The organism is Streptomyces cellostaticus (genome assembly GCF_001513965.1).
Lineage (GTDB): Bacteria > Actinomycetota > Actinomycetes > Streptomycetales > Streptomycetaceae > Streptomyces > Streptomyces cellostaticus.
This window is the reverse complement of sequence record NZ_KQ948034.1, coordinates 55,457-75,936: the sequence shown is the minus strand read 5'-3', so window position 1 is coordinate 75,936 and position 20,480 is coordinate 55,457. Positions and strand designations below refer to the sequence as shown.

The window sequence follows — 20,480 nt, the reverse complement described above, 5'->3', positions numbered from 1 at the left end:
ACACCCGTCGGGCCCCGTCGAGGGTCAGTCACCGAAACCATGAAGGAGTTGGCTGGTCGGCTGGCCCCTCTTGTAGATTCACATGAATGGCAGGACGCGGTAATGCCAGCGCCTTCTGCCCGAAACATCCGGTCGGAGGGTCAGCTCTCCTCGGTCTCGAAAGTGCGCAGCAAATCGGCAGCGACGCTCACGGCAATGGTCGCGGGTTCCTTGCCGGTGATGTCGGCCAGCCCGATCGGGGTCTTGATCCGATCGATGGTGGCTTCGTCGTGACCGCCCTCGGTGGCGAGGCGTTTGCGGAACCGCACCCACTTGGCCGCCGACCCGATCAGCCCGATGGAGCCGAGATGGGGGGTGCGCAGGGCGGCGTCGCACAGGGCGGCGTCCTCGGCGTGATCATGAGTCATGATCAGGATGTGGGTGCCGCGCGGCAGCTCCTCCAGCACCTCCTCGGGCAGCAGCGGCGTGTGATGCGTGTGCACCTGCGCCACCGCGTCCGCCAGCACGTCGAGCCGCTCCTTGGTGAGGATGTCGGAGCGGGTGTCGATCAGGTGGAGGTCGAGGTCCTGACGTGCCAGGATGCGCGCCAGTTCAAGGCCGACGTGCCCGACGCCGAAGATCGCCACGGCCCGTACCACCGGCAGCGGTTCGAGCAGCACCTGGACCGTGCCGCCGCAGCACTGCACGCCGTGCTGGTTGGTCACCTTGTCGTTCAGCGCGAAATCCATCAGCTCGGGCTCCGGCTTGGACGCTGCGATCATCTCTCGGGCCCGATCGATCGCGACGGCCTCGACATTGCCGCCGCCGATCGAGCCCCACGTCGCACTCTGCCCCACGACCAGCTTCGCACCGGCGTCACGCGGGGCGTGGCCGCGCACGGTCGCGACGGTCACCAGCACACCGGGCTCCCGGCGTGCTCGCAACCGTGCGACCGCGGCGACCCACGTCATGTCAGGCACTGCTCAGCGCTTCTGCGTCGGTGCGGACCTTGCCGTTCGCGGAGTGACCGTTCACGGCGTGCCCGTTGACGGCATGACCGAGCCGCGAGGCGTCGCCCTGGCGAGCCTCCTGGATCGCCCAGTACACCGCCTCCGGCGTCGCGGGCGAGGCCAGATCGACGCTGACCCCGCTCGGCCCGAACGCGGCTGCGGCCTGCCGCAGCGCCTCGCGCACCGAGAACGCCAGCATCAGCGGAGGCTCACCCACCGCCTTGGAGCCGTAGACCGCGCCCTCCTCGGTGGCGTTCTCCAGCAGCCTGACGTTGAACTCCTCGGGCATCTCCGAGAAGCTCGGCAGCTTGTAGGTGCTCGCCGCCTGGGTCAGGAGCCGGCCGCGGTTCGGGCCGTCACTGGTGTCCCAGCGCAGGTCCTCGAGCGTCAGCCAGCCCGCACCCTGCACGAAACCGCCCTCGACCTGACCGATGTCGATCATCGGGGAGAGGCTCTCGCCGACGTCGTGCACGATGTCCACGCGCCGGATCCGGTACGCGCCGGTGAAGCCGTCGACCTCCACCTCGGCCGCCGCGGCGCCGTAGGCGAAGTACTTGAACGGCGTGCCGCGGAAGGACTTCGCGTCCCAGTGCAGCCCCTCGGTCCGGTAGAAGCCGGACGCCGACAGCTGCACCCGCTGGAAGTACGCGGAGTGCACCAGGTCGTCCCAGGCCAGCTCCTTGTCGCTGCCCAGGGCGCGCGCGACGCCCTCGACGATGCGCACGTCCGAGGCGTTCGCCCCCAGCTGGGTGGCGGCGACCTGCAGCAGCCGCTCGCGCAGCTGTTCACAGGCGTTCTTGATCGCCCCACCGTTGAGGTCCGCACCGGAACTGGCCGCGGTCGCGGAGGTGTTGGGCACCTTGTCGGTACGCGTCGGGGCGAGGCGCACCTTGTGCAGCGGGATGCCCAGTGTGGTCGCGGCCACCTGCATCATTTTGGTGTGCAGGCCCTGGCCCATCTCGGTGCCGCCGTGGTTGATCAGGACGGAGCCGTCCTTGTAGATCAGCACCAGCGCCCCACCCTGGTTGAAGGCGGTGAGGTTGAACGAGATGCCGAACTTGATGCCGGTGATCGCGAGCGCCCGCTTGGTGTTCGGGTGCGCGGCGTTGAAGGCGGCGATCTCGCGCCCCCGGTCGGCGATGCCGGCGTCGTCCCGCACCTGCTGCCAGACGGTGGAGATCCGTTCGGCCTGGGTGACCGGCTGCCCGTACGGCGTCGTCTGGCCCTGGCCCGGCTGGTAGAAGTTGCGCTCCCGCAGCTCCATGGGGTCCAGGCCGAGCTGCGGCGCGCAGCGGCCCAGGATGTCCTCGATCACCAGCATGCCCTGCGGTCCGCCGAAGCCGCGGAAGGCGGTGTTGGAGACCGTGTTGGTCTTGGCGATGCGTCCGGCGACGCGCGCGTTGGGGATCCAGTAGGTGTTGTCGATGTGGCACAGCGCGCGGGCGAGGACCGGCTCGGACAGGTCCAGGCTCCAGCCGCCGTCCGCGGTCAGGGTGGCGTCCAGGGCCTGGATACGGCCCTCGGCGTCGAAGCCGATCTTCCAGGTGGCGTTGAATCCGTGCCGCTTGCCGGACATGGTCAGGTCCTGGGTCCGGTTGAACCGGAACCGGACCGGCCGGCCGGTCAGCTTGGCGCCGAGCGCGGCGATGGCCGCGAACCCGTGCGGCTGCATCTCCTTGCCGCCGAAGCCGCCGCCCATCCGCAGGCACTGCACGGTCACCTCGTGGGCGGGCACGCCGAGCACGTGGGAGACGATTTCCTGGGTCTCCGACGGGTGCTGGGTGCTGCTCTGGATGAACACCTGCCCGTTCTCGTCGAGCTGGGCGAGGGCCGCGTGCGTCTCGAGGTAGAAGTGCTCCTGACCGGAGAACTGGAACTCGCCGGTGATCACGTGCGTGGAGTCGGCGAAGCCGGCGTCGATGTCGCCGTGCACCATCAGCGGCCGGGCGCCGTGGAAGCTCTCGGCCGCGATCGCGTCCTGCAGCGTGATCACGGAGGGCAGTTCGTCGAGTTCCACCTCGACGGCCGCCGCACCGAGCCGGGCCGCCTCCAGGGTCTCGCCGAGCACCCATGCGACCGCGTGGCCGTGGAACATGACCTCGTCGGGGAAGAGCGGCTCGTCGTGCTTCATGCCGGCGTCGTTGACGCCGGGCACGTCGGCACCGGTCAGCACGCGGACCACGCCGGGCACGGCGAGCGCGGGCTCGGTGCGCAGTGCGGTGATCCGGCCGCGGGCCTTCATGACCTGGACCGGGTAGGCGTGCAGCACGTCCTTGGTGCGCTGGACCAGGTCGTCGGTGTAGAGCGCGGTGCCGGTGACGTGCTGGAAGGCACTCTCGTGCGGCAGGGAGACGCCGACGACCGGCTTCTCGGGGCGCTCGGACAGGTGACTCATGACGACACCGCCTCGGTGGTCTGTGCGTGCAGCTTCTTGAGGCTCTGGCCGAGCATCGCGGAACGGTAGAGGGAGCTGGCGCGATGGTCGTCCATCGGCGTGCCCTCGCCCCGCAGCACCCGGGCCGCGGCCTCTACGGTCTCCGCCGACCAGGGCTTGCCTTCCAGGGCGGCCTCGGTGGCGAGGGCGCGGATCGGGGTGGCGGCCACGCCGCCCAGGCCGATCCGCGCCTTGCGGACGACCCCGTCCTCGATGTCGAGCGCGAAAGCGACCGCCACGCTGGAGATGTCGTCGAAGCGCCGCTTGGCTATCTTGTGGAAGGCCGCGACCGGCGACAGCGGCAGCGGGATGCGCACCGCGCGGATCAGCTCGCCGGGACGGCGCACGCTCTGCCGGTAGCCGGTGAAGTACTCCGCCAGCGGGACCACGCGCTCGCCGTCGGCGTCGGCGAGCACCAACGACGCCTCGAGGGCGAGCAGCACCGGCGGACTGTCACCGATGGGCGAGCCGGTACCCAGGTTGCCGCCGAGGGTCCCGCTGTTGCGGATGAGCCGGGAGGCGAACTGCGGGAACAGCTCCGCGAGGAGCGGGACGTCGCCGTCGAGGCGGCGCTCGATCTCGGTGAGCGTCAGCGCCGCACCGATCTCGATGTGGTCGGACTCGACGCGCAGCTCCCGGAGTTCGGGCAGCCGGTCGATGGCGACCACGCAACCCTCGCGGCGGGAGCGGATGTTCACCTCGACGCCGTAGTCGGTGGAGCCGGCGACCACCACCGCGTCGGGCCGCTCGCGCAGCAGTCGCAGCGTTTCGGCCAGCGTTTCCTTCCGCAGGAACGTGCTGTCGTCCTGGGTGTATTCGGTGGCGACCGGTGCGGGCGGGGCCTGCTCGCGGCGCTGCGCCAGCGGGTCCTCGTCCGTGGGCTCACCAACGGCGAACGCGGCATCGCGAATCGGGCGATAGCCGGTACAGCGACACAGGTTTCCGCTCAGCGCGTGCAGGTCGAAACCGTTCGGACCGTGCTCGTGGTCGGTGCTGTCGGCCGAGTCGGAGTCCGCGTGCGAGTCCGAGTGCGCGCAGCGGTCGGGCCGGTAGTACTCGGAGGCCATGCTGCAGACGAAGCCCGGTGTGCAGTAACCGCACTGGGAGCCGCCGCGGACCGCCATCTCCTCCTGCACCGGGTGCAGGGTGGGCGGCGTGCCGGGTTCGCCGACGGTGGCGAGACCTTCGGAGGTGATGACCTCCTGACCGTCGAGCGCCGCAGCCGGGACCAGGCAGGCGTTGACCGCCACCCAGTCGGTGGGCTTGTTCACCCCGGGACGGGCCACCAGGACCGAACAGGCGCCGCATTCACCCTCGGCGCAGCCCTCCTTGGTACCGGTGAGGCCACGCTCGCGCAGAAAATCCAGCACGGTGGTGTGGGGCGCAGCCGGTGAAATCGGTGTTTCTTTCCCGTTGACCTTGATCCGCGCCTCTGTCATGACAGGCCTTCGTTTCTGTGCGTGACAGGTCGATTCATGATGTTCGCCAATTTCAGGCAGCTTTCTGTGTTCAGAGGCGCCACGTGAGAGGAGCGGGCGCAAAACGGCACGCAACAGCGTCGTGCCGGAAAATGGTGACGGGAAACCCGGAATGTGCCACGGACGGGCACATCAGAACGGCGTGCTCAGCAGCCGTGCGCGATCCGACCCGGAACCCAGACCGTGCGCTGGGCGAGGCGACCAAGATCAGAGCTGGTGTTCATCCGCTGGTCGCCTCCTTTCGGTGGTTATGGGTCGACGTCTACCGCAAAATAGTGGCCGGGGCCACCGAGGTCAAGGGGTTGACCTCGGGATCTCGAACGCCTTCTCCCGTGGCACGGCCTGTTCCCATTTGATCAGGACGATCCACTCTCGACGATGACCCGGCGCCTTGGTCTCGGTTCTGGTCTCATTCATCCCCGTCCAGCACCGAAAGCGTGTGGGAGGTCTGAGCTTCTGGCCCGGCCCCACCCCTTGGCAGGGCCGGCCCACAGCTCTACGGAGCAGGTTCGTAGGTCACGTTCGTGTCGGGGCAGGAGCCCGTGAGTTGGGTGAGGGCTTCCTGTTCGACGGCGTCGACGGTGAGCCCCCAGCGGAGCTTGGTCGCGGTCCACTCCGAGAGGTAGCGGCACGTGACGGAGATGGTCGGCGGCAGCCACTGGGCCGGGTCCTGGTCGGCCTTGCTGCGGTTCGAGGCTGCGGAGACCGCGACGAGGGAGGACTCGGCGTTCAGGTCGTTGGCGTAGGCCTCGCGCCGCGCCGCGGTCCACTGCGATGCCCCGGAGTCCCAGGCCTCGGCGAGCGGCACCATGTGGTCGACGTCCAGGGCGGAGGCGGAGGTCACCCACTTGGAGTCGTAGTACGACCACCACCGGCCTCCGGTCAGCTTGCAGCCCGGGAGGATCTGGGGCGGGTCGACCGCCTCGTGGATGAGCACCTCGGCTCGGGTGTTGCAGCCGTCGGTGGGGTTCTTGCCCGCGTTCCAGTGTTTGAAGCTCGTGCGCTGGTAGCCGTCCCGTACCTCCGCGGCGAGCGGGAGGAGGCGGACCGCGGCCGAGATCGGGAGTGTGCGCCTCGGGACGGAACGATCATGCGCGTGGGCCGGAGTGGGTGCCGCGATGGGCACGACGAGGAGCGCGGCCGCGATCGCGGCGCGCCTGAGGTTGTTGATCACGCATCGCAGAGTTGACCGCGCGTACTTCGTTCGAGGGGTTCAACTCGAATGAATGATCCAAATGGACGTCCAAGTTCACCGGACAGGTGTGCTACCCATCGCCCAAGAGGGTGCCTGGTGTATCGGGACGTGCAGGCGGGCCGTGCTGTGCAGTGTGTCGCGCAGGGTGCACCGGCCGGTCAGGCACAGGAGCGCGTGATGGTCGGCCACCAGGACGGCTCCGAAGCCGAGCACGAGCGAGGCCAGGTGGACGAAGAGCGCGGCGGCACCGACCGTCCACCCTGTGTCGTACATGCCCAGCCGCTGGGCGGGTGGGCATCGTCCATCCCTCAACGACAAGGGCCGGTGTGAACCCGGTTCGGATTCACACCGGCCCTCGGCGGTCGTACGTTCAACCGCACTGGCAGGGGGCGCCTGACTGGCACCCGCAACCGCAGCCCGAACCGCAGCCGCACGCTGCTACGAGCGGCAGGCTCCTGATCTCGGCGGGCTGGTCGGTCTCGCGCTCCTGGGTGGGGTCGGGCGTGGTGCTGGGGGATTCGGCCATGGGTCCCTCCTTGACACGGGGGTGCTGGTGCCCTCGCCCATTGCATGCCCCTTCCGCTGGGCGCATCAACGGCGCATGGATGCGCCCGCACGCCCCGCCCGGCATTCCACGAGCCCCCCGGACGGCCCGGCGGGCTTACGCCCCCTCGACCCCGGTCGCCGGCTGGATGTCCGGCTGGAGTTCGTCCGCGTGCTCGCCGGTGACCAGGAAGACGACGCGCTTGGCGACGGCCACGGCGTGGTCGGCGTACCGCTCGTAGTAGCGGCCCAGCAGGGTCACGTCGACGGCCGTCTCGATGCCGTGCTTCCAGCGCTCGTCGATCAGGTGCTGGAAGAGGGTGCGGTGCAGCAGGTCCATCTCGTCGTCGTCCGCCTCCAGCTGGAGGGCGAGGTCGACGTCCTTGGTCACGATCACCTCGGCGGCCTTCGCCATCAGGCGCTGCGCGAGCTGGCCCATCTCCAGGATGGTCGCGTGCAGGTCGTGCGGGATCGTGCGCGCGGGGAAGCGCAGCCGGGCGAGCTTCGCCACGTGCTGGGCGAGGTCGCCGGAGCGCTCCAGGTCGGCGGACATGCGCAGCGACGTGACGACGATACGGAGGTCCGTCGCCACCGGCTGCTGGCGGGCGAGCAGGGCTATGGCCCGCGCCTCCAGGTCGTGCTGGAGCTCGTCGACCTTCTGGTCCGCCTCGATCACGCTCTCGGCCAGCTTCAGGTCGGCGTCGAGGATGGCGGTCGTGGCGCGCCCGATCGCCGACCCGACCAGCCGCGCCATCTCCACCAGACCGTCGCCGATCGAGTCCAGTTCCTCGTGGTACGCGTCCCGCATCAGGGTTCCCTCTCCTACGTGTGCTTCGGGGGTTCCGGGGGCTGTGACACCACGCGCCCCGTGGCTGAAACCAGCGGTGTGAACCCCACGCTCCCACGTTCTGCCCCGCACGCGACCGTTTCTGCCACCCCAAATGAACCAATACTGGCTCCAAGGTGAACTCTGGGCGACGAGTGGCCGAGGTCGCACTCCGACGGCTGTGGTCATGTCGTACCCCATGCCTAACCTGGATGCATGGACGTGAACGCGGCGGTCGCCGCAGCGGCAGCGATCGCCGGGGTGCTCACCGGTGTCATCGCCATGCTGGCGTTCCGCTGGAGCGAACGCGACCAGAAGCGACCGACCAGGACTTCTTTGCACACCGATCCCGTACTCCCGCCCGGCGTGGACACCGTACTGTCCGTGCTCCGCTCCTCGGCCGTCGTCCTCGACGAGGCCGACGCCGTCGTCAAGGCCAGCTCCGCCGCCTACGCCCTCGGGCTGGTCCGCGGCGGCAAGCTCGCCATCGAACCCATGCTCCAGATGGCCCGGGACACCAGACGGGACGGGGAGATACGCCAGGTCGAGCTGGATCTTCCCCGGCGCGGTACGGGGCGCGGCGAGGCGCTCGCCGTCTCCGCGCGCGTGGCCCCGCTCGGCTCCCGCCTGGTCCTGCTGCTGGTCGAGGACCTCACCGAGGCCCGCCGGATCGAGGCCGTACGGCGGGACTTCGTGGCCAATGTGAGCCATGAGCTGAAGACACCCGTCGGCGCGCTCTCCCTGCTCTCCGAGGCCGTCATGGACGCCTCCGACGACCCCGAGGCGGTCCAGCGCTTCGCCGGCCGTATGCAGATCGAGGCGACCCGGCTGACCAACCTGGTCCAGGAGCTGATCGACCTCTCCCGGGTGCAGAACGACGACCCGCTGGAGGACGCCGAGCCCGTCCGGGTGGACGAGCTGGTCGCCGAGGCCATCGACCGCTGCCGCCACCAGGCCGGTACGAAACAGATCACGATGGCCGCCGGCGGCACCGCCGACCTGCACGTCTGGGGCAACCGCGGCCAGCTCGCCGCGGCCCTCGGCAACCTCGTCGAGAACGCCGTGAACTACTCCCCGGCCCGCACCCGCGTCGGCATAGCCGCCCGCCGGGTCAACGCCCCCGGCGGCGACCAGATCGAGCTCGCCGTCACGGACCAGGGCATCGGCATCTCCGACAAGGACAAGGAGCGCATCTTCGAGCGCTTCTACCGCGTCGATCCGGCCCGCTCCCGGCAGACCGGAGGCACCGGTCTGGGGCTCGCGATCGTCAAGCACGTGGTCGCCTCGCACGGCGGGGAGGTCACGGTCTGGAGCGCCGAGAACCAGGGCTCCACCTTCACCCTCAGGCTGCCGGAGGCGGGTATGGCCCGCGACCGCGCACAACAGCACCCCGACCTCGACGACGAGGCCGGCGGCACCGCCGACTCATCCCCGTACGAACCGCTTCCCGCCCCGGAGGTCCTTCCGTGACCCGAGTGCTCGTCGTCGAGGACGAGGAGTCCTTCTCCGACGCCCTGTCGTACATGCTCCGCAAGGAGGGCTTCGAGGTCGCCGTGGCGGCGACCGGCCCCGACGGACTCGACGAGTTCGAGCGCAACGGCGCCGACCTCGTCCTCCTCGACCTGATGCTGCCGGGGCTGCCCGGCACGGAGGTGTGCCGTCAGCTGCGCGGCCGCTCCAACGTCCCCGTGATCATGGTGACGGCCAAGGACAGCGAGATCGACAAGGTCGTCGGCCTCGAAATAGGAGCCGACGACTACGTCACCAAGCCCTTCTCGTCCCGCGAGCTGGTCGCCCGTATCCGGGCCGTGCTGCGCCGCCGCGGCGAGCCGGAGGAGGTGACCCCGGCCGCGCTGGAGGCGGGCCCGGTCCGTATGGACGTCGACCGCCACGTGGTGACGGTCTCCGGCTCCAAGGTCGACCTGCCTCTCAAGGAGTTCGACCTCCTGGAGATGCTCCTGCGCAACGCGGGCCGGGTCCTGACCCGTATGCAGCTGATCGACCGCGTCTGGGGCGCCGACTACGTGGGCGACACCAAGACCCTCGACGTCCACGTCAAGCGCCTGCGCGCCAAGATCGAGCCGGACCCGGGCGCACCGCGCTACCTGGTGACGGTCCGCGGGCTGGGCTACAAGTTCGAGCCGTAGGCCGACCCGCACACTCCGAGCCGCAGGCCGGCCCGCACGGTCGTCCGCTTCGAGCCGCTAGCCGAGCCGCACGGTCCACGACGAAGGGCGGCACCCCGCATGGGGTGCCGCCCTCGTGTGTACGGCTGCGCCGCGGCCGCTCAGTGGCCGGCGGCCGACTGGGACGCGGAGTCGCTCGGGGTGGCGCCGGTGGTCGCCGTGTCGGTGGCGGTCGCGGTGGCGGTCGCCGACGGGGTGGTCTTGCCGTGCTTGCCCGGCTTGCCGTTGGCGGCGGCCCCGGTCGCGCCCGGGGCCGCGGAGGTACCGGCCGAGGCGGACGGGATCTCGCTCGGGCCCCAGCCGCTGAAGTAGCTGGTGGCCGGGACCACGAAGGCGCGCAGGTTCACCGGACCGGTCTGGCTGAAGGTGAAGGTGACCTTCTGGGCGTTGCCGTCCTGGACCGCCTCACGGCCGCTGGCGATCACGGCGGAGGCGTTGTCCTTGCCGCCGATGAGCAGCGAGCCGTGGGCCGGGATGGTGAGGCTCTGGCCCTTGGCGGGGGACAGCTTGACGGGCTCGCTGCTGCCCGCGACGGTGATCGACTGCAGGGTCTGGTCCGTCTTGCCCGAGTTGAAGACGGTCGCGGAGATCACGGCCGGGCCCGCGGCCTTCAGGTCGGGCTGCGTGATGATCGAGGCGTTCTGGATCTTGATGGCGCCGACGCTGGTCGCCGCGTTGTCCGGCTTGATCTCCAGGGTCTGGGAGTTGTTGCCGGCGCCGCAGGCGGCGAGCGAGGCGATCGAGAAGACGATGGCGGAGGCGGCGAGGGCGCCGCGTCGAAGGCTGCTGCTCACGGCGGCGGCAACTCCTTGAACGCACGGGCGGCTCCCGAATAAAGCCACCCTAAGTGTCTGTCAGCGGCCTTAGGTTACCGAGCCGTTCCCGCGCGTCCGCACCCGACCCTCCCCCAAGCACCCGCCTTCCCTCCGGCTGGCCGTACACCGTCCGTCCGCCACCCGTGCCCCACCCGCCACAAGTGACCCATGAGTCACTTTGGCGAGGTACTCGTCCGCCATTCACATAACGCGTCCGCAACACCGCAGTCCGCATCCCCGCAACACGCCCCGCAGATTTTCCGTGAGGGAATGCAGGACCACCCCGGATATTGATCACCGACGGCCCATCGGGCCGCCTGTGATCAATTCCGGATTCGTCCCGTACCCGACTCGGGTCACCGAACGGAGTAGCGGAAGTCGTACGCTTGGAAGCAGACAAATCGGGACGTTCAGCCACTTGGAGACGGTTCGGCAGGCCTGTAACGTGCGCGTTTCACCCCGCCCGAAGAGCCCCTCCGACCTGCGAATTCCTGCTTCCGCAGGCCCCTCGCAGCACGTTCCTGTTGCTGTTGTCAAGCCCCGAGATATGCCCTGACCTGCGAAAACGCCATTCAGAAGACGCCGTATCCGTGTTACCCTGGATAGCCACGGAAGGGGTACCTGTCACATGACGTTCAAGGTTGGCGACACCGTGGTCTATCCCCATCACGGGGCCGCGCTGATCGAGGCCATCGAAACTCGTCAGATCAAAGGCGTGGACAAGACCTACTTGGTGCTGAAGGTCGCCCAGGGTGACCTGACGGTGCGTGTGCCAGCGGACAATGCTGAGTTCGTGGGCGTGCGTGATGTGGTCGGTCAGGACGGGCTCGACCGGGTCTTCGAGGTGCTGCGCGCACCGTATGCAGAGGAGCCCACGAACTGGTCCCGTCGCTACAAGGCAAACCTGGAGAAGCTTGCCTCCGGCGATGTCATCAAGGTCGCGGAAGTCGTGCGTGACCTGTGGCGTCGCGAGCGCGAGCGCGGACTCTCCGCCGGTGAGAAGCGCATGCTCGCCAAGGCCCGCCAGATCCTGGTGAGCGAGCTCGCGCTCGCGGAGAACACGAACGAGGACAAGGCCGAGGCCCTGCTCGACGAGGTGCTCGCCTCCTGAGGCGCAGCAGGCGGCATCCGCCGCCCTCAGCACGCTCAGCACAGTGAAATGCCGCGGTGCCCGATGACACTGACCCTGTCGCCGGGCGCTGCGGCATGTTCGTCCCCGGAAATCCCGGTTGCCGTTCGGCCGCCTCGACGGGCCGCCGTACCGCCTGTCGTTCACCTCGGGGGAAATCCCCCGATACTTGGTGTGCCGGGCCCGGGCAGATGGCTCGACCAGGGTCACGGAAGGGTCCGGTCAAGGCGTCGCGCCCGGCACTCCTCCAGGCCATACCCACGTAGGTCGAGCACACAAACCTGACAGGAACCGATGTCTGACGATTCGCGCCCTTCACCCGCGCAGATCCCCGTCGCCGCCGTGATTCCCGCCGCCGGCCGGGGCGTACGCCTTGGCCCGGGCGCCCCCAAGGCGCTCCGCGCGCTGAACGGCACGCCCATGCTGATCCACGCGGTCCGCGCCCTCGCCGCCTCCCGCCACGTCTCCCTGGTGATCGTCGTCGCCCCGCCCGACGGCGCCGCCGAGGTCAAGTCCCTGCTCGACGCGCACGCGCTGCCCGAGCGCACCGACTTCCTGGTCGTTCCCGGCGGGGACAGCCGCCAGGAGTCGGTCCGGCTCGGCCTCGACGCCCTGCCGCCCGAGTACGGCGTGGTCCTCGTGCACGACGCGGCCCGCCCGCTCGTGCCCGTCGACACGGTCGACGCGGTCATCGAGGCCGTCCGCGACGGCGCCCCCGCCGTCGTCCCCGCGCTGCCGCTGGCCGACACCGTCAAGGAGGTCGAGCCCGCGGCCGCCGCCGGCGAGCCCGAGCCGGTCGTGGCCACGCCCGAGCGGGCCCGGCTGCGCGCCGTGCAGACCCCCCAGGGCTTCGACCGGGAGACCCTGGTCCGCGCCCATGAGACCGTCACCGAGGACGTCACCGACGACGCGAGCATGGTCGAGCAGCTCGGCCTGAGCGTCGTCACCGTGCCCGGCCATGAGGAGGCCTTCAAGGTCACCCGCCCCCTCGACCTGGTCCTCGCCGAGGCGGTCCTGGCCCGCAGGAGGCTCAACGATGGCTTCTGAGCGGCCCCTGCTGCCCCAGGTCGGCATCGGCACCGACATCCACGCCTTCGAGGAAGGCCGCGAGCTGTGGTGCGCCGGCCTGAAGTGGGAGGGCGAGGGAGCCGGGCTGGCCGGACACTCCGACGCCGACGTCGTCGCGCACGCCGCCTGCAACGCGCTCTTCTCCGCCGCCGGGCTCGGCGACCTCGGCCAGCACTTCGGCACCGGGCGCCCCGAGTGGTCCGGCGCCTCCGGGGTCACCCTGCTCACCGAGGCCGCCCGGATCGTCCGCGAGGCCGGGTTCACCATCGGCAACATCGCGGTCCAGGTCGTCGGCCCCCGCCCGAAGATCGGCAAGCGCCGGGACGAGGCCCAGAAGATCCTCACCGAGGCGGCCGGCGCCCCCGTGTCGGTCTCCGGTGCCACCACCGACGGACTCGGATTCCCCGGCAGGGGTGAAGGACTGATGGCCGTCGCCACCGCGCTGGTGGCCCGCACGGCCTGAAGACGGCCCGAAGGCGGCCCGAAGAAGGTGCCGGGATGTGACCGGACCGGTGCAACCCACTACGCCCGGCCCACTACCCTGGAGTGGTGACGATTCGCCTGTACGACACCAGCGCCCGGCAGATCCGTGACTTCGCCCCGATCAAGCCGGGTTGTGTCTCGATCTACCTGTGTGGCGCCACCGTGCAGGCCGCACCGCACATCGGGCACATCCGCTCGGGCCTCAACTTCGACATCATGCGCCGCTGGTTCGAGTACCGCGGCTACGAGGTGACGTTCGTCCGGAACGTCACCGACATCGACGACAAGATCATCGCCAAGGCCGCCGACCAGGGCCGCCCCTGGTGGGCCATCGGCTACGCGAACGAGCGCGCGTTCGACGACGGCTACACGGCGCTCGGCTGCCTGCCCCCGACGTACGAGCCGCGGGCCACCGGGCACGTCCCCGAGATGATCGAGATGATGCGCGGGCTCATCGAGCGCGGGCACGCCTACGCCGCCGACGGCAACGTCTACTTCGACGTGCGCTCCTTCCCGGAGTACCTCCAGCTCTCCAACCAGGAGCTGGACAACCTGCGCCAGCCCGAGGGCGAGGGCGAGACCGGCAAGCGGGACCGGCGCGACTTCGCGCTGTGGAAGGCCGTCAAGCCCGGCGAGCCCAGCTGGGAGACGCCGTGGGGACGCGGCCGGCCGGGCTGGCACCTGGAGTGCTCCGCGATGGCGCACAAGTACCTGGGCGAGGCCTTCGACGTCCACGGCGGCGGCCTCGACCTGATCTTCCCGCACCACGAGAACGAGATCGCCCAGGCCAAGGCGTTCGGCGACGACTTCGCGAAGTACTGGGTGCACAACGCCTGGGTCACCCTGAGCGGCGAGAAGATGTCGAAGTCGCTGGGCAACAGCGTCCTCGTCTCCGAGATGGTCAAGCACTGGCGCCCCATCGTGCTCCGCTACTACCTCGGCACCCCGCACTACCGCTCGATGATCGAGTACAGCGAGGAGGCGCTGCGCGAGGCCGAGTCGGCGTTCGCGCGCATCGAGGGCTTCGTGCAGCGCGTCACCGAGCTGACCGGGAAGACGGTCGAGCCGACGGCCGAGGTACCGCCCGCCTTCGCCGAGGCGATGGACGACGACCTGGGCGTCCCGCAGGCGCTCGCCGTCGTGCACACCACCGTCCGGCAGGGCAACAGCGCGCTGGCCGCCGACGACAAGGACGCGGCCGTCGCCCGGCTGGCCGAGGTGCGGGCCATGCTCGGCGTCCTCGGCCTCGACCCGCTGGACGAGCGCTGGACCGGCGAGGGCGCCGACCGCGGTGAGGACCTGCACGGCGTGGTCGACAGCCTCGTACGCCTCGTCCTCGACCAGCGCGAGTCCGCCCGCGCCCGCAAGGACTGGGCCACCGCCGACGCCATCCGTGACCAGCTGAGCCAGGCCGGACTCGTGATCGAGGACAGCCCGCAGGGACCGCGCTGGACCCTGGGTCCGCGCTAGTCCCCCTTGATCGATTGTGCCGCCCGGCCCTCCGGGCGGCACACTGCATAAGACGTACGTACGAAGACTCACGAAGACAGGTAGGTCATGGCCGCGAACAACCGCCGCATGTCCGGCAAGAAGGGCGCGCAGGTCGGCAGTGGCGGCCAGCGACGCAAGGGCCTCGAGGGCAAGGGTCCGACCCCGCCCGCCGAGATGCGCAAGGGTCACAAGAAGAACCGCATCGCCAACGCCAAGGCGAAGCAGGCCGTACGCCGCCCCGTGGCCCGGGGCCGCGGCGGCAAGTCGTCCTCCGAGCTGGTCGTCGGCCGCAACCCGGTGGTCGAGGCCCTGCGCGAGGGCGTGCCCGCGAACACCCTCTACGTCCAGCAGTTCATCGACAACGACGAGCGCGTCCGCGAGGCCCTCCAGCTCGCCGCCGAGCGCGGCGGCATCAACCTCATGGAGGCCCCGCGCCCCGAGCTGGACCGGATGACCAACGGCCTGAACCACCAGGGCCTGGTCCTGCAGGTCCCGCCGTACGAGTACGCGCACCCGGAGGACCTCACCGCAGCCGCCTACGACGAGGGCGAGGACCCGCTGATCGTCGCGCTCGACGGCGTCACCGACCCGCGCAACCTCGGCGCGGTCGTCCGCTCCGTCTCCGCCTTCGGCGGCCACGGCGTCGTCGTCCCCGAGCGCCGCTCGGCCGGTATGACCGCCGGCGCCTGGAAGACCTCCGCCGGTACGGCCGCCCGCACCCCGGTCGCCCGCGCCACCAACCTGACCCGGGCCCTGGAGGCGTACAAGAAGGCCGGCCTCACGATCGTCGGCCTGGCCGCCGACGGCGAGGCCGAACTCGGTGAGCTGGCTGCCCTGCAGGGCCCCGTCGTGATCGTGGTCGGCAGCGAGGGCAAGGGCCTGTCCCGCCTGGTCGGCGAGACCTGCGACTTCCGGGTGCGGATCCCGATGCCGGGCGGCGCGGAGTCGCTGAACGCCGGTGTGGCGGCGGGGATCGTGCTGTACGAGGCGGCCCGTCGGCGCCCCTGAACACACGTCCGTAACCTCACCCGTGCGGGGTAATTCCGGCGCTCTGGGCGGCTTTGACGCGGTCCGGACACATCCGCCCGGTCAAACGCCAGTGTCCTAACTCCACGTCACTCGGTTAGATACGTGTGGACACCAGAACACCCCGCACACCACCGGGGGATCGCGCGTCGGGATACGACGACGCTCCCGCGCTGAGCATGGTGAAGGTGCCGAGCGATCCGGCGCAGGTCATCGTCAATCACGCCAGCTTCCGCGTGCAGCTGGGCGCGACGGCGAAGCGCAGCCAATCCCCGCGGATCGCCCGGCACCTGAGCGCCACCCAGGACACCGCCCGCATGCCGGTCGTGGGCACGGCGGGCCGGGCCGGTGCCGCCGCGCCCGGCCGCCGCCGCCCCGTCGTGTGGAGCGGCAAGTCCGCCCCCGACGACACCGGCGCCCACCGCCTCCTCCAGGCCGTACGGGGCAGCAGCGTCCGCCACGCCGACGAGCCCGCCGAATCCGGCGCCACCCAGGTCATCCCGCGCGTCGAGACCGGCTACGGCGACGGATACGGCGATGGCTACGACGACCTCGACCAGACCGTCGAGACCCCCGTCGTCGGCCACCAGCGCACCCCCTCCGACGACGGCACGCGGCTCCTGCCGCACATGCGCACGGTCTCCGACGCCTACGACGAACCGGCCTACCCGGCCGACGGCTTCGAGTCGTACGACGACGAGGACTACGAGGACCCCGCCGAAGAACTCCGCGAACGCGTCGCGACCCGTCACGGCGACGACCCGGCCCGGCACGCCTACTACCCGGGCCGCCGACTGAACCTCGGCGTGGTCCTCCTCCCGCTGCGCGTCTTCCTCGGCTTCATTTCCATCTACGCCGGCATGGGCAAGCTGTGCGACCCCGTCTACTTCGACGGCGGCAAGCGCGGCTCCATGGTCAAGTGGCTCAACACCCTGCACCCGTGGGAGGTCGCCGAGCCGCTGCATCAGTGGGCCCTGCACCACCCGGTCGGCTCCGGCCTGGTCATCGCCTTCCTCCAGGTCGTCGTCGGCGTCCTGACGGTCCTCGGCTGCTGGCAGCGCGTCGCCGCGGTCGTCGGCGCCCTGCTCTCCGCCGCCCTCATCGTCACCGTCAGCTGGAAGACGGTCCCCGCCTACGACGCCCCCGACATCATCTACCTCGCCGCCTGGTCCCCGCTGATCATCGCCGGCGCCCCCGTCTACTCCGTCGACGGCCGCCTCGCGGGCAGCGCCTGGCGCACGCTCGGCCCCCGCTCCGAGATCTGGGAACTGCGCCGCTACGTCCTGCGCCGCGGCGCCCTCGTCACGGCCGTCACCGTCGGCCTGACCCTGCTTGTCGGCTCCCTGCTGGGCGGCGCCGTACGCGACTCCAGCCGCGTGGTCGTCCCCGGCCCCGGCGAGGCCCCCCGCAACAACCTGCCCGGTTCGCCGGTGCCCCAGGAGCCCGGCCAGCGGCACCGCAAGGCCCCGTCGGCCTCCAGCTCGCCCACGGGCGGCGCCACGGCCGGCGCGAGCCCCTCCGGGGCGGCCACGACCCCGGGTGCGAGCCGCAGCGCCGGCGCCACCACCACGACGCCCAGCCAGACCCAGGGCACCGTGGGCCAGGTCCCGCCCCGCCGCTCTTCCCCGACGGGCGGCGCCCCCAGCACGACGGCGGGCCCGACCAGCACCGGCAGCGCCTCGACAGGGGGCACCACCTCCTCCGGCGAGCCGGGGTTGGTGGGCGGTTTGCTGGGATAGCCGACCTCAGACAGGAAAGGCCCCGTACCAGGAAGGTACGGGGCCTTTTCGGCTTGCGGGACTGCGAGTACTCAAGGGGCGCGGCGCTGTATCAATATGCGGCTCCGCCGCGTGGGCGCGATGAACCCCCACCCACCAGCACCCGGCTACCGCCCCAAAGCCGCCAATTCCTTAGCCGCTTCAGTCAGGTCCTTGGCGGTGTCAATGGCCCGCCAGTAAGCCCCCTGCGGAATGGGGAACCCCGCCAGCTTCCGCTCCCGGGCCAGCCGGGGAAACGTGGTCCGCTCGTGATCCCCCCGCTCGGGCAGCATCGAGGCGAACTCGGGCGTGAACACGTACACACCCGCGTTGATCTCAAAGGTGGACGGCGGCGCCTCGATGAAGTCGGTGATGTGCCCGAAGCCGTCCGTCTTCACCGCACCCCAGGGAATCCGGGGCCGGGCCAGCGCCAGCGTGGCGACAGCGTCCCGCTCGGTGTGGAAGTCGGCCATGTCCCGCAGGGAGAAGCGGGTCCAGATGTCGCCGTTGGTGGCGTACCAGGGCCGGTCGGGGCGGGGGAGGTGCGCGGCGGCGTACTTGAGGCCGCCGCCGCGGCCGAGGGGCTCGGTCTCCACGACGGTGGTGACGGACACGGGCAGGTCGGTCGAGTCCAGCCACTTCTGCAGGACCTCGGCGAGGTGGCCGCAGGAGACCACCACGTCCGTCACGCCCTCTTCGGCGAGCCAGGCCAACTGGTGGCCGATGATCGGAGTACCCGTGCCGGGGATCTCGACCATCGGCTTGGGCCGGTCGTCGGTGTAGGGACGCAGCCGTGAGCCCTGGCCACCGGCCAGGACGACGGCTTGAGTGGGGCGCGACGCCGCGTTCGGATGGGTCATGCCCCGAACTGTACGTGGCGCCCCGGCCGGGATTCCGACCGCAACGGGCTCCTTAAGGAGCCGTTACCTACTTCCCAACCGCGCTTAGCTATGGGCGGCCAGCACCCCGGAGGCGAAGGACGTGTCACAGACCGGGCGGGCGTACGACTGGGCGCGCGAGGCGCCGTAGATGCGCTCGGCGGCCTTGCCCAGGGCGTGGGCGATGGAGGCGCAGTGCCTCGCCAGCGAGGGGCGCCCGTTGACCGCCTCCTGGAGGTGGGTGAGGACCACCCCCGGGTTCCTGTGCTGCAGCTCGGACATCAGCTGTTCGCGCAGCACGTCCTGGGGGGCCTGGGGGACCGCCTTGCTGGAGACCTCCGCCGAGGAGACGTCCGAGGCGGTGAGCACCGAGCCGGAGGGGCTTCCCGTCCAGTTGACCCGGGTGACCGCGAGGGTTCCGGAGAGCACCAGGACGACGGGCAGGACGAGGGCGAGAGTGCGGCCGATCCGGCGGGCAGGGCCGCCCCGATGGCCGCGTCGCGTCTGAGGGTTGGTGGAGTGCTTCACGCGTGTGAGGGTAGCGCCCGGTGATGATTTGGCGACATTTAGTCACCCTTATGGGCGATGAAGTGACGTCTCTTTCTGGGTAAGGGGTTGACGCACGCCGCCCGAAATGATCGCTGTGCCGGGGTATATGTCGGCAACGAAAGGGGCCCCGCGGCGGTCCGCGGGGCCCCTTTCGTCAACCTGGGCGCATGCGCGCTGGTCAGGCTGCTCAGTCGGAGAGGCGCTCGCCCGTGGAGGTCGAGAACACGTGGATCTCGCCCGGCCGCGGCACGACGTGCAGGGTGGAGCCCTTCTCCGGCACCTGGCGGCCGTTGACGCGGACGACCAGGTCCTTGACCTCGTCGCCGACCTCGGCGGTGCCGTAGACGTAGCCGTCGGCGCCCAGCTCCTCGACCACGTTCACCGAGACGGCGAGACCGGCCGGGGCGTCCTCGGTGTCCTTGGTGAGGGAGGCGGCGGCACCGCCGCCCAGCTCGACCACGTCGAAGTGCTCGGGCCGGACACCCACGGTCACCGTGCGGTCACCCTTGTCGGAGGCGGCCGTCAGGGCGTCCCGGTTGACGGGGACGACGCTGTTGCCGAACTTCACACCACCGTCGGTGATCGGGACCTCGACCAGGTTCATGGCCGGGGAGCCGATGAACCCGGCGACGAAGAGGTTCGCGGGCTTGTCGTACATGTTCCGCGGCGAGTCGACCTGCTGGAGCAGACCGTCCTTGAGCACGGCCACCCGGTCGCCCATCGTCATGGCCTCGACCTGGTCGTGGGTGACGTAGACGGTGGTGATGCCGAGGCGGCGCTGGAGGGACGCGATCTGCGTACGCGTCGACACACGGAGCTTGGCGTCCAGGTTGGACAGCGGCTCGTCCATGAGGAAGACCTGGGGCTCACGCACGATGGCGCGGCCCATCGCGACACGCTGGCGCTGACCGCCGGAGAGGGCCTTGGGCTTGCGGTCCAGGTACTCGGTGAGGTCGAGGATCTTCGCGGCCTCCTCGACCTTCTGCCGGATCTCCGCCTTGTTGACGCCGGCGATCTTGAGCGCGAAGCCCATGTTGTCGGCGACCGTCATGTGCGGGTAGAGGGCGTAGTTCTGGAACACCATGGCGATGTCCCGGTCCTTGGGCGGCAGGTGCGTGACGTCGCGGTCACCGATACGGATGGCGCCGCCGTTGACGTCCTCCAGGCCCGCGAGCATCCGCAGCGAGGTGGACTTTCCGCAACCCGACGGGCCGACCAGGACGAGGAACTCGCCGTCCTCGATCGCGATGTCGAGCTGGTCGACGGCGGGCTTGGTGGAACCCGGGTAGATCCGGGTCGCCTTGTCGAACGTGACAGTGGCCATGGTGAATGGGCCCCCTTCTACCGGCAGGAACGTGCCGGACGATCCGTTGTAGGAAGGTGGTTGGTGTAGTCCACATGGGTGGACTGGGTCAGGACGGTACCTGGCGTTCACGTCGTATGTCAGTACCTGGAGCCCGGTGAACTTCGCGGAAATTTTCGACAGGGGCCGCCCGGGTCGTGGGTACACTGCACAGGCACACACCCCCGGTGTGTGCACGCCTCCTTAGCTCAGCTGGTCAGAGCGCCGCTCTTGTAAAGCGAAGGTCGTCGGTTCGAATCCGACAGGGGGCTCGGCAGGACGAAGGCCACC

At 70.2% G+C, this 20,480-nt stretch carries 18 protein-coding genes and 1 tRNA gene; 9 read left to right on the top strand and 10 right to left on the bottom strand.

Translation table 11 applies throughout. The features are described from left to right. Positions 1 to 140 precede the first annotated feature (140 nt). From xdhC to phoU, 6 genes are all read right to left on the bottom strand, one after another. On the bottom strand, positions 141 to 950 hold the full coding sequence (gene xdhC, locus AQI88_RS30190) for a xanthine dehydrogenase accessory protein XdhC (RefSeq protein WP_107118703.1): 810 nt from the start codon (positions 948 to 950) through the stop codon (positions 141 to 143). Position 951: 1 nt separating this feature from the next. Then, positions 952 to 3,384, bottom strand: coding sequence for a xanthine dehydrogenase molybdopterin binding subunit (gene xdhB, locus AQI88_RS30185; RefSeq protein ID WP_067005191.1), 2,433 nt, complete (start codon positions 3,382 to 3,384; stop codon positions 952 to 954). Continuing rightward, positions 3,381 to 4,862 carry a xanthine dehydrogenase small subunit gene (locus tag AQI88_RS30180; protein ID WP_067005185.1) on the bottom strand — a complete coding sequence of 494 codons (1,482 nt, stop codon included), beginning with the start codon at positions 4,860 to 4,862 and terminating at the stop codon, positions 3,381 to 3,383. The genes xdhB and AQI88_RS30180 overlap by 4 nt, the downstream gene beginning before the upstream one ends. 535 nt (positions 4,863 to 5,397) lie before the next feature. Then, positions 5,398 to 6,075: an HNH endonuclease family protein gene (locus AQI88_RS30175; RefSeq protein ID WP_067005175.1), complete on the bottom strand. Its 678-nt coding sequence runs from the start codon at positions 6,073 to 6,075 to the stop codon at positions 5,398 to 5,400. A 75-nt stretch (positions 6,076 to 6,150) separates the two neighbouring features. Further along, positions 6,151 to 6,369, bottom strand: coding sequence for a hypothetical protein (locus AQI88_RS30170; protein ID WP_067005173.1), 219 nt, complete (start codon positions 6,367 to 6,369; stop codon positions 6,151 to 6,153). Between the two features lie 388 nt (positions 6,370 to 6,757). After that, positions 6,758 to 7,447, bottom strand: coding sequence for a phosphate signaling complex protein PhoU (phoU, locus tag AQI88_RS30165; RefSeq protein WP_067005171.1), 690 nt, complete (start codon positions 7,445 to 7,447; stop codon positions 6,758 to 6,760). Between the two features lie 234 nt (positions 7,448 to 7,681). Here phoU and phoR point away from each other — a divergent pair, with 234 nt between their 5' ends. Together phoR and phoP are read left to right on the top strand one after the other, a co-directional pair. Then, positions 7,682 to 8,935: a two-component system sensor histidine kinase PhoR gene (gene phoR, locus AQI88_RS30160; protein ID WP_067005168.1), complete on the top strand. Its 1,254-nt coding sequence runs from the start codon at positions 7,682 to 7,684 to the stop codon at positions 8,933 to 8,935. 5 nt (positions 8,936 to 8,940) lie between these two features. Further along, entirely contained in the window at positions 8,941 to 9,612 is a 672-nt protein-coding gene (gene phoP / locus AQI88_RS30155) for a two-component system response regulator PhoP (protein WP_018568744.1), read from the top strand. A gap of 140 nt (positions 9,613 to 9,752) precedes the next feature. Here phoP and AQI88_RS30150 read toward each other — a convergent pair whose 3' ends face one another. Beyond that, entirely contained in the window at positions 9,753 to 10,445 is a 693-nt protein-coding gene (locus tag AQI88_RS30150; RefSeq protein WP_067005167.1) for a copper chaperone PCu(A)C domain-containing protein, read from the bottom strand. Positions 10,446 to 11,094: 649 nt separating this feature from the next. Here AQI88_RS30150 and AQI88_RS30145 point away from each other — a divergent pair. The 6 genes from AQI88_RS30145 to AQI88_RS30120 all read left to right on the top strand — a co-directional run bounded on the left by AQI88_RS30145 (position 11,095) and on the right by AQI88_RS30120 (position 17,402). Beyond that, a complete protein-coding gene (locus AQI88_RS30145; protein WP_003953493.1) occupies positions 11,095 to 11,577 on the top strand; it encodes a CarD family transcriptional regulator in 483 nt (160 codons plus the stop codon). Between the two features lie 312 nt (positions 11,578 to 11,889). Then, on the top strand, positions 11,890 to 12,642 hold the full coding sequence (ispD, locus tag AQI88_RS30140) for a 2-C-methyl-D-erythritol 4-phosphate cytidylyltransferase (protein ID WP_067005164.1): 753 nt from the start codon (positions 11,890 to 11,892) through the stop codon (positions 12,640 to 12,642). Next, positions 12,632 to 13,126, top strand: coding sequence for a 2-C-methyl-D-erythritol 2,4-cyclodiphosphate synthase (gene ispF / locus AQI88_RS30135; protein WP_067005163.1), 495 nt, complete (start codon positions 12,632 to 12,634; stop codon positions 13,124 to 13,126). Before ispD ends, ispF begins: the two co-directional genes overlap by 11 nt. An 86-nt stretch (positions 13,127 to 13,212) precedes the next feature. Next, positions 13,213 to 14,616, top strand: a complete 1,404-nt coding sequence (gene cysS, locus AQI88_RS30130) for a cysteine--tRNA ligase (RefSeq protein ID WP_067005161.1) — start codon at positions 13,213 to 13,215, stop codon at positions 14,614 to 14,616. Between the two features lie 87 nt (positions 14,617 to 14,703). Next, positions 14,704 to 15,645 carry a 23S rRNA (guanosine(2251)-2'-O)-methyltransferase RlmB gene (gene rlmB / locus AQI88_RS30125; RefSeq protein WP_067005159.1) on the top strand — a complete coding sequence of 314 codons (942 nt, stop codon included), beginning with the start codon at positions 14,704 to 14,706 and terminating at the stop codon, positions 15,643 to 15,645. Positions 15,646 to 15,842: 197 nt separating this feature from the next. Then, positions 15,843 to 17,402 (top strand): DoxX family membrane protein, encoded by a 1,560-nt coding sequence (locus AQI88_RS30120; RefSeq protein WP_067005157.1) that lies wholly within the window; start codon positions 15,843 to 15,845, stop codon positions 17,400 to 17,402. 146 nt (positions 17,403 to 17,548) lie between these two features. Here the strand turns inward: AQI88_RS30120 and AQI88_RS30115 are convergent, their stop codons facing one another. From AQI88_RS30115 to AQI88_RS30105, 3 genes are all read right to left on the bottom strand, one after another. Further along, positions 17,549 to 18,280, bottom strand: a complete 732-nt coding sequence (locus AQI88_RS30115; RefSeq protein WP_067005155.1) for a nucleotidyltransferase family protein — start codon at positions 18,278 to 18,280, stop codon at positions 17,549 to 17,551. An 84-nt stretch (positions 18,281 to 18,364) separates the two neighbouring features. Further along, positions 18,365 to 18,826 carry a hypothetical protein gene (locus AQI88_RS30110; protein WP_067005153.1) on the bottom strand — a complete coding sequence of 154 codons (462 nt, stop codon included), beginning with the start codon at positions 18,824 to 18,826 and terminating at the stop codon, positions 18,365 to 18,367. Positions 18,827 to 19,034: 208 nt separating this feature from the next. Further along, the gene (locus AQI88_RS30105) at positions 19,035 to 20,171 is read right to left on the bottom strand and encodes an ABC transporter ATP-binding protein (protein ID WP_067005151.1); all 1,137 of its coding nucleotides are present in this window, start codon (positions 20,169 to 20,171) and stop codon (positions 19,035 to 19,037) included. A 216-nt stretch (positions 20,172 to 20,387) separates the two neighbouring features. Here AQI88_RS30105 and AQI88_RS30100 point away from each other — a divergent pair. Then, positions 20,388 to 20,461: transfer RNA gene (locus AQI88_RS30100), tRNA-Thr, on the top strand. Positions 20,462 to 20,480: the final 19 nt, after the last annotated feature.

Bases quoted from the DNA above. Each gene is read 5' to 3' on its own strand.
- xdhC (WP_107118703.1), bottom strand. From the start codon at position 950: ATGACGTGGGTCGCCGCGGTCGCACGGTTGCGAGCACGCCGGGAGCCC.
- xdhB (WP_067005191.1), bottom strand. From the start codon at position 3,384: ATGAGTCACCTGTCCGAGCGCCCCGAGAAGCCGGTCGTCGGCGTCTCC.
- AQI88_RS30180 (WP_067005185.1), bottom strand. From the start codon at position 4,862: ATGACAGAGGCGCGGATCAAGGTCAACGGGAAAGAAACACCGATTTCA.
- AQI88_RS30170 (WP_067005173.1), bottom strand. From the start codon at position 6,369: ATGTACGACACAGGGTGGACGGTCGGTGCCGCCGCGCTCTTCGTCCAC.
- phoU (WP_067005171.1), bottom strand. From the start codon at position 7,447: ATGCGGGACGCGTACCACGAGGAACTGGACTCGATCGGCGACGGTCTG.
- phoR (WP_067005168.1), top strand. From the start codon at position 7,682: ATGGACGTGAACGCGGCGGTCGCCGCAGCGGCAGCGATCGCCGGGGTG.
- AQI88_RS30145 (WP_003953493.1), top strand. From the start codon at position 11,095: ATGACGTTCAAGGTTGGCGACACCGTGGTCTATCCCCATCACGGGGCC.
- ispD (WP_067005164.1), top strand. From the start codon at position 11,890: ATGTCTGACGATTCGCGCCCTTCACCCGCGCAGATCCCCGTCGCCGCC.
- ispF (WP_067005163.1), top strand. From the start codon at position 12,632: ATGGCTTCTGAGCGGCCCCTGCTGCCCCAGGTCGGCATCGGCACCGAC.
- rlmB (WP_067005159.1), top strand. From the start codon at position 14,704: ATGGCCGCGAACAACCGCCGCATGTCCGGCAAGAAGGGCGCGCAGGTC.
- AQI88_RS30120 (WP_067005157.1), top strand. From the start codon at position 15,843: ATGGTGAAGGTGCCGAGCGATCCGGCGCAGGTCATCGTCAATCACGCC.
- AQI88_RS30115 (WP_067005155.1), bottom strand. From the start codon at position 18,280: ATGACCCATCCGAACGCGGCGTCGCGCCCCACTCAAGCCGTCGTCCTG.
- AQI88_RS30105 (WP_067005151.1), bottom strand. From the start codon at position 20,171: ATGGCCACTGTCACGTTCGACAAGGCGACCCGGATCTACCCGGGTTCC.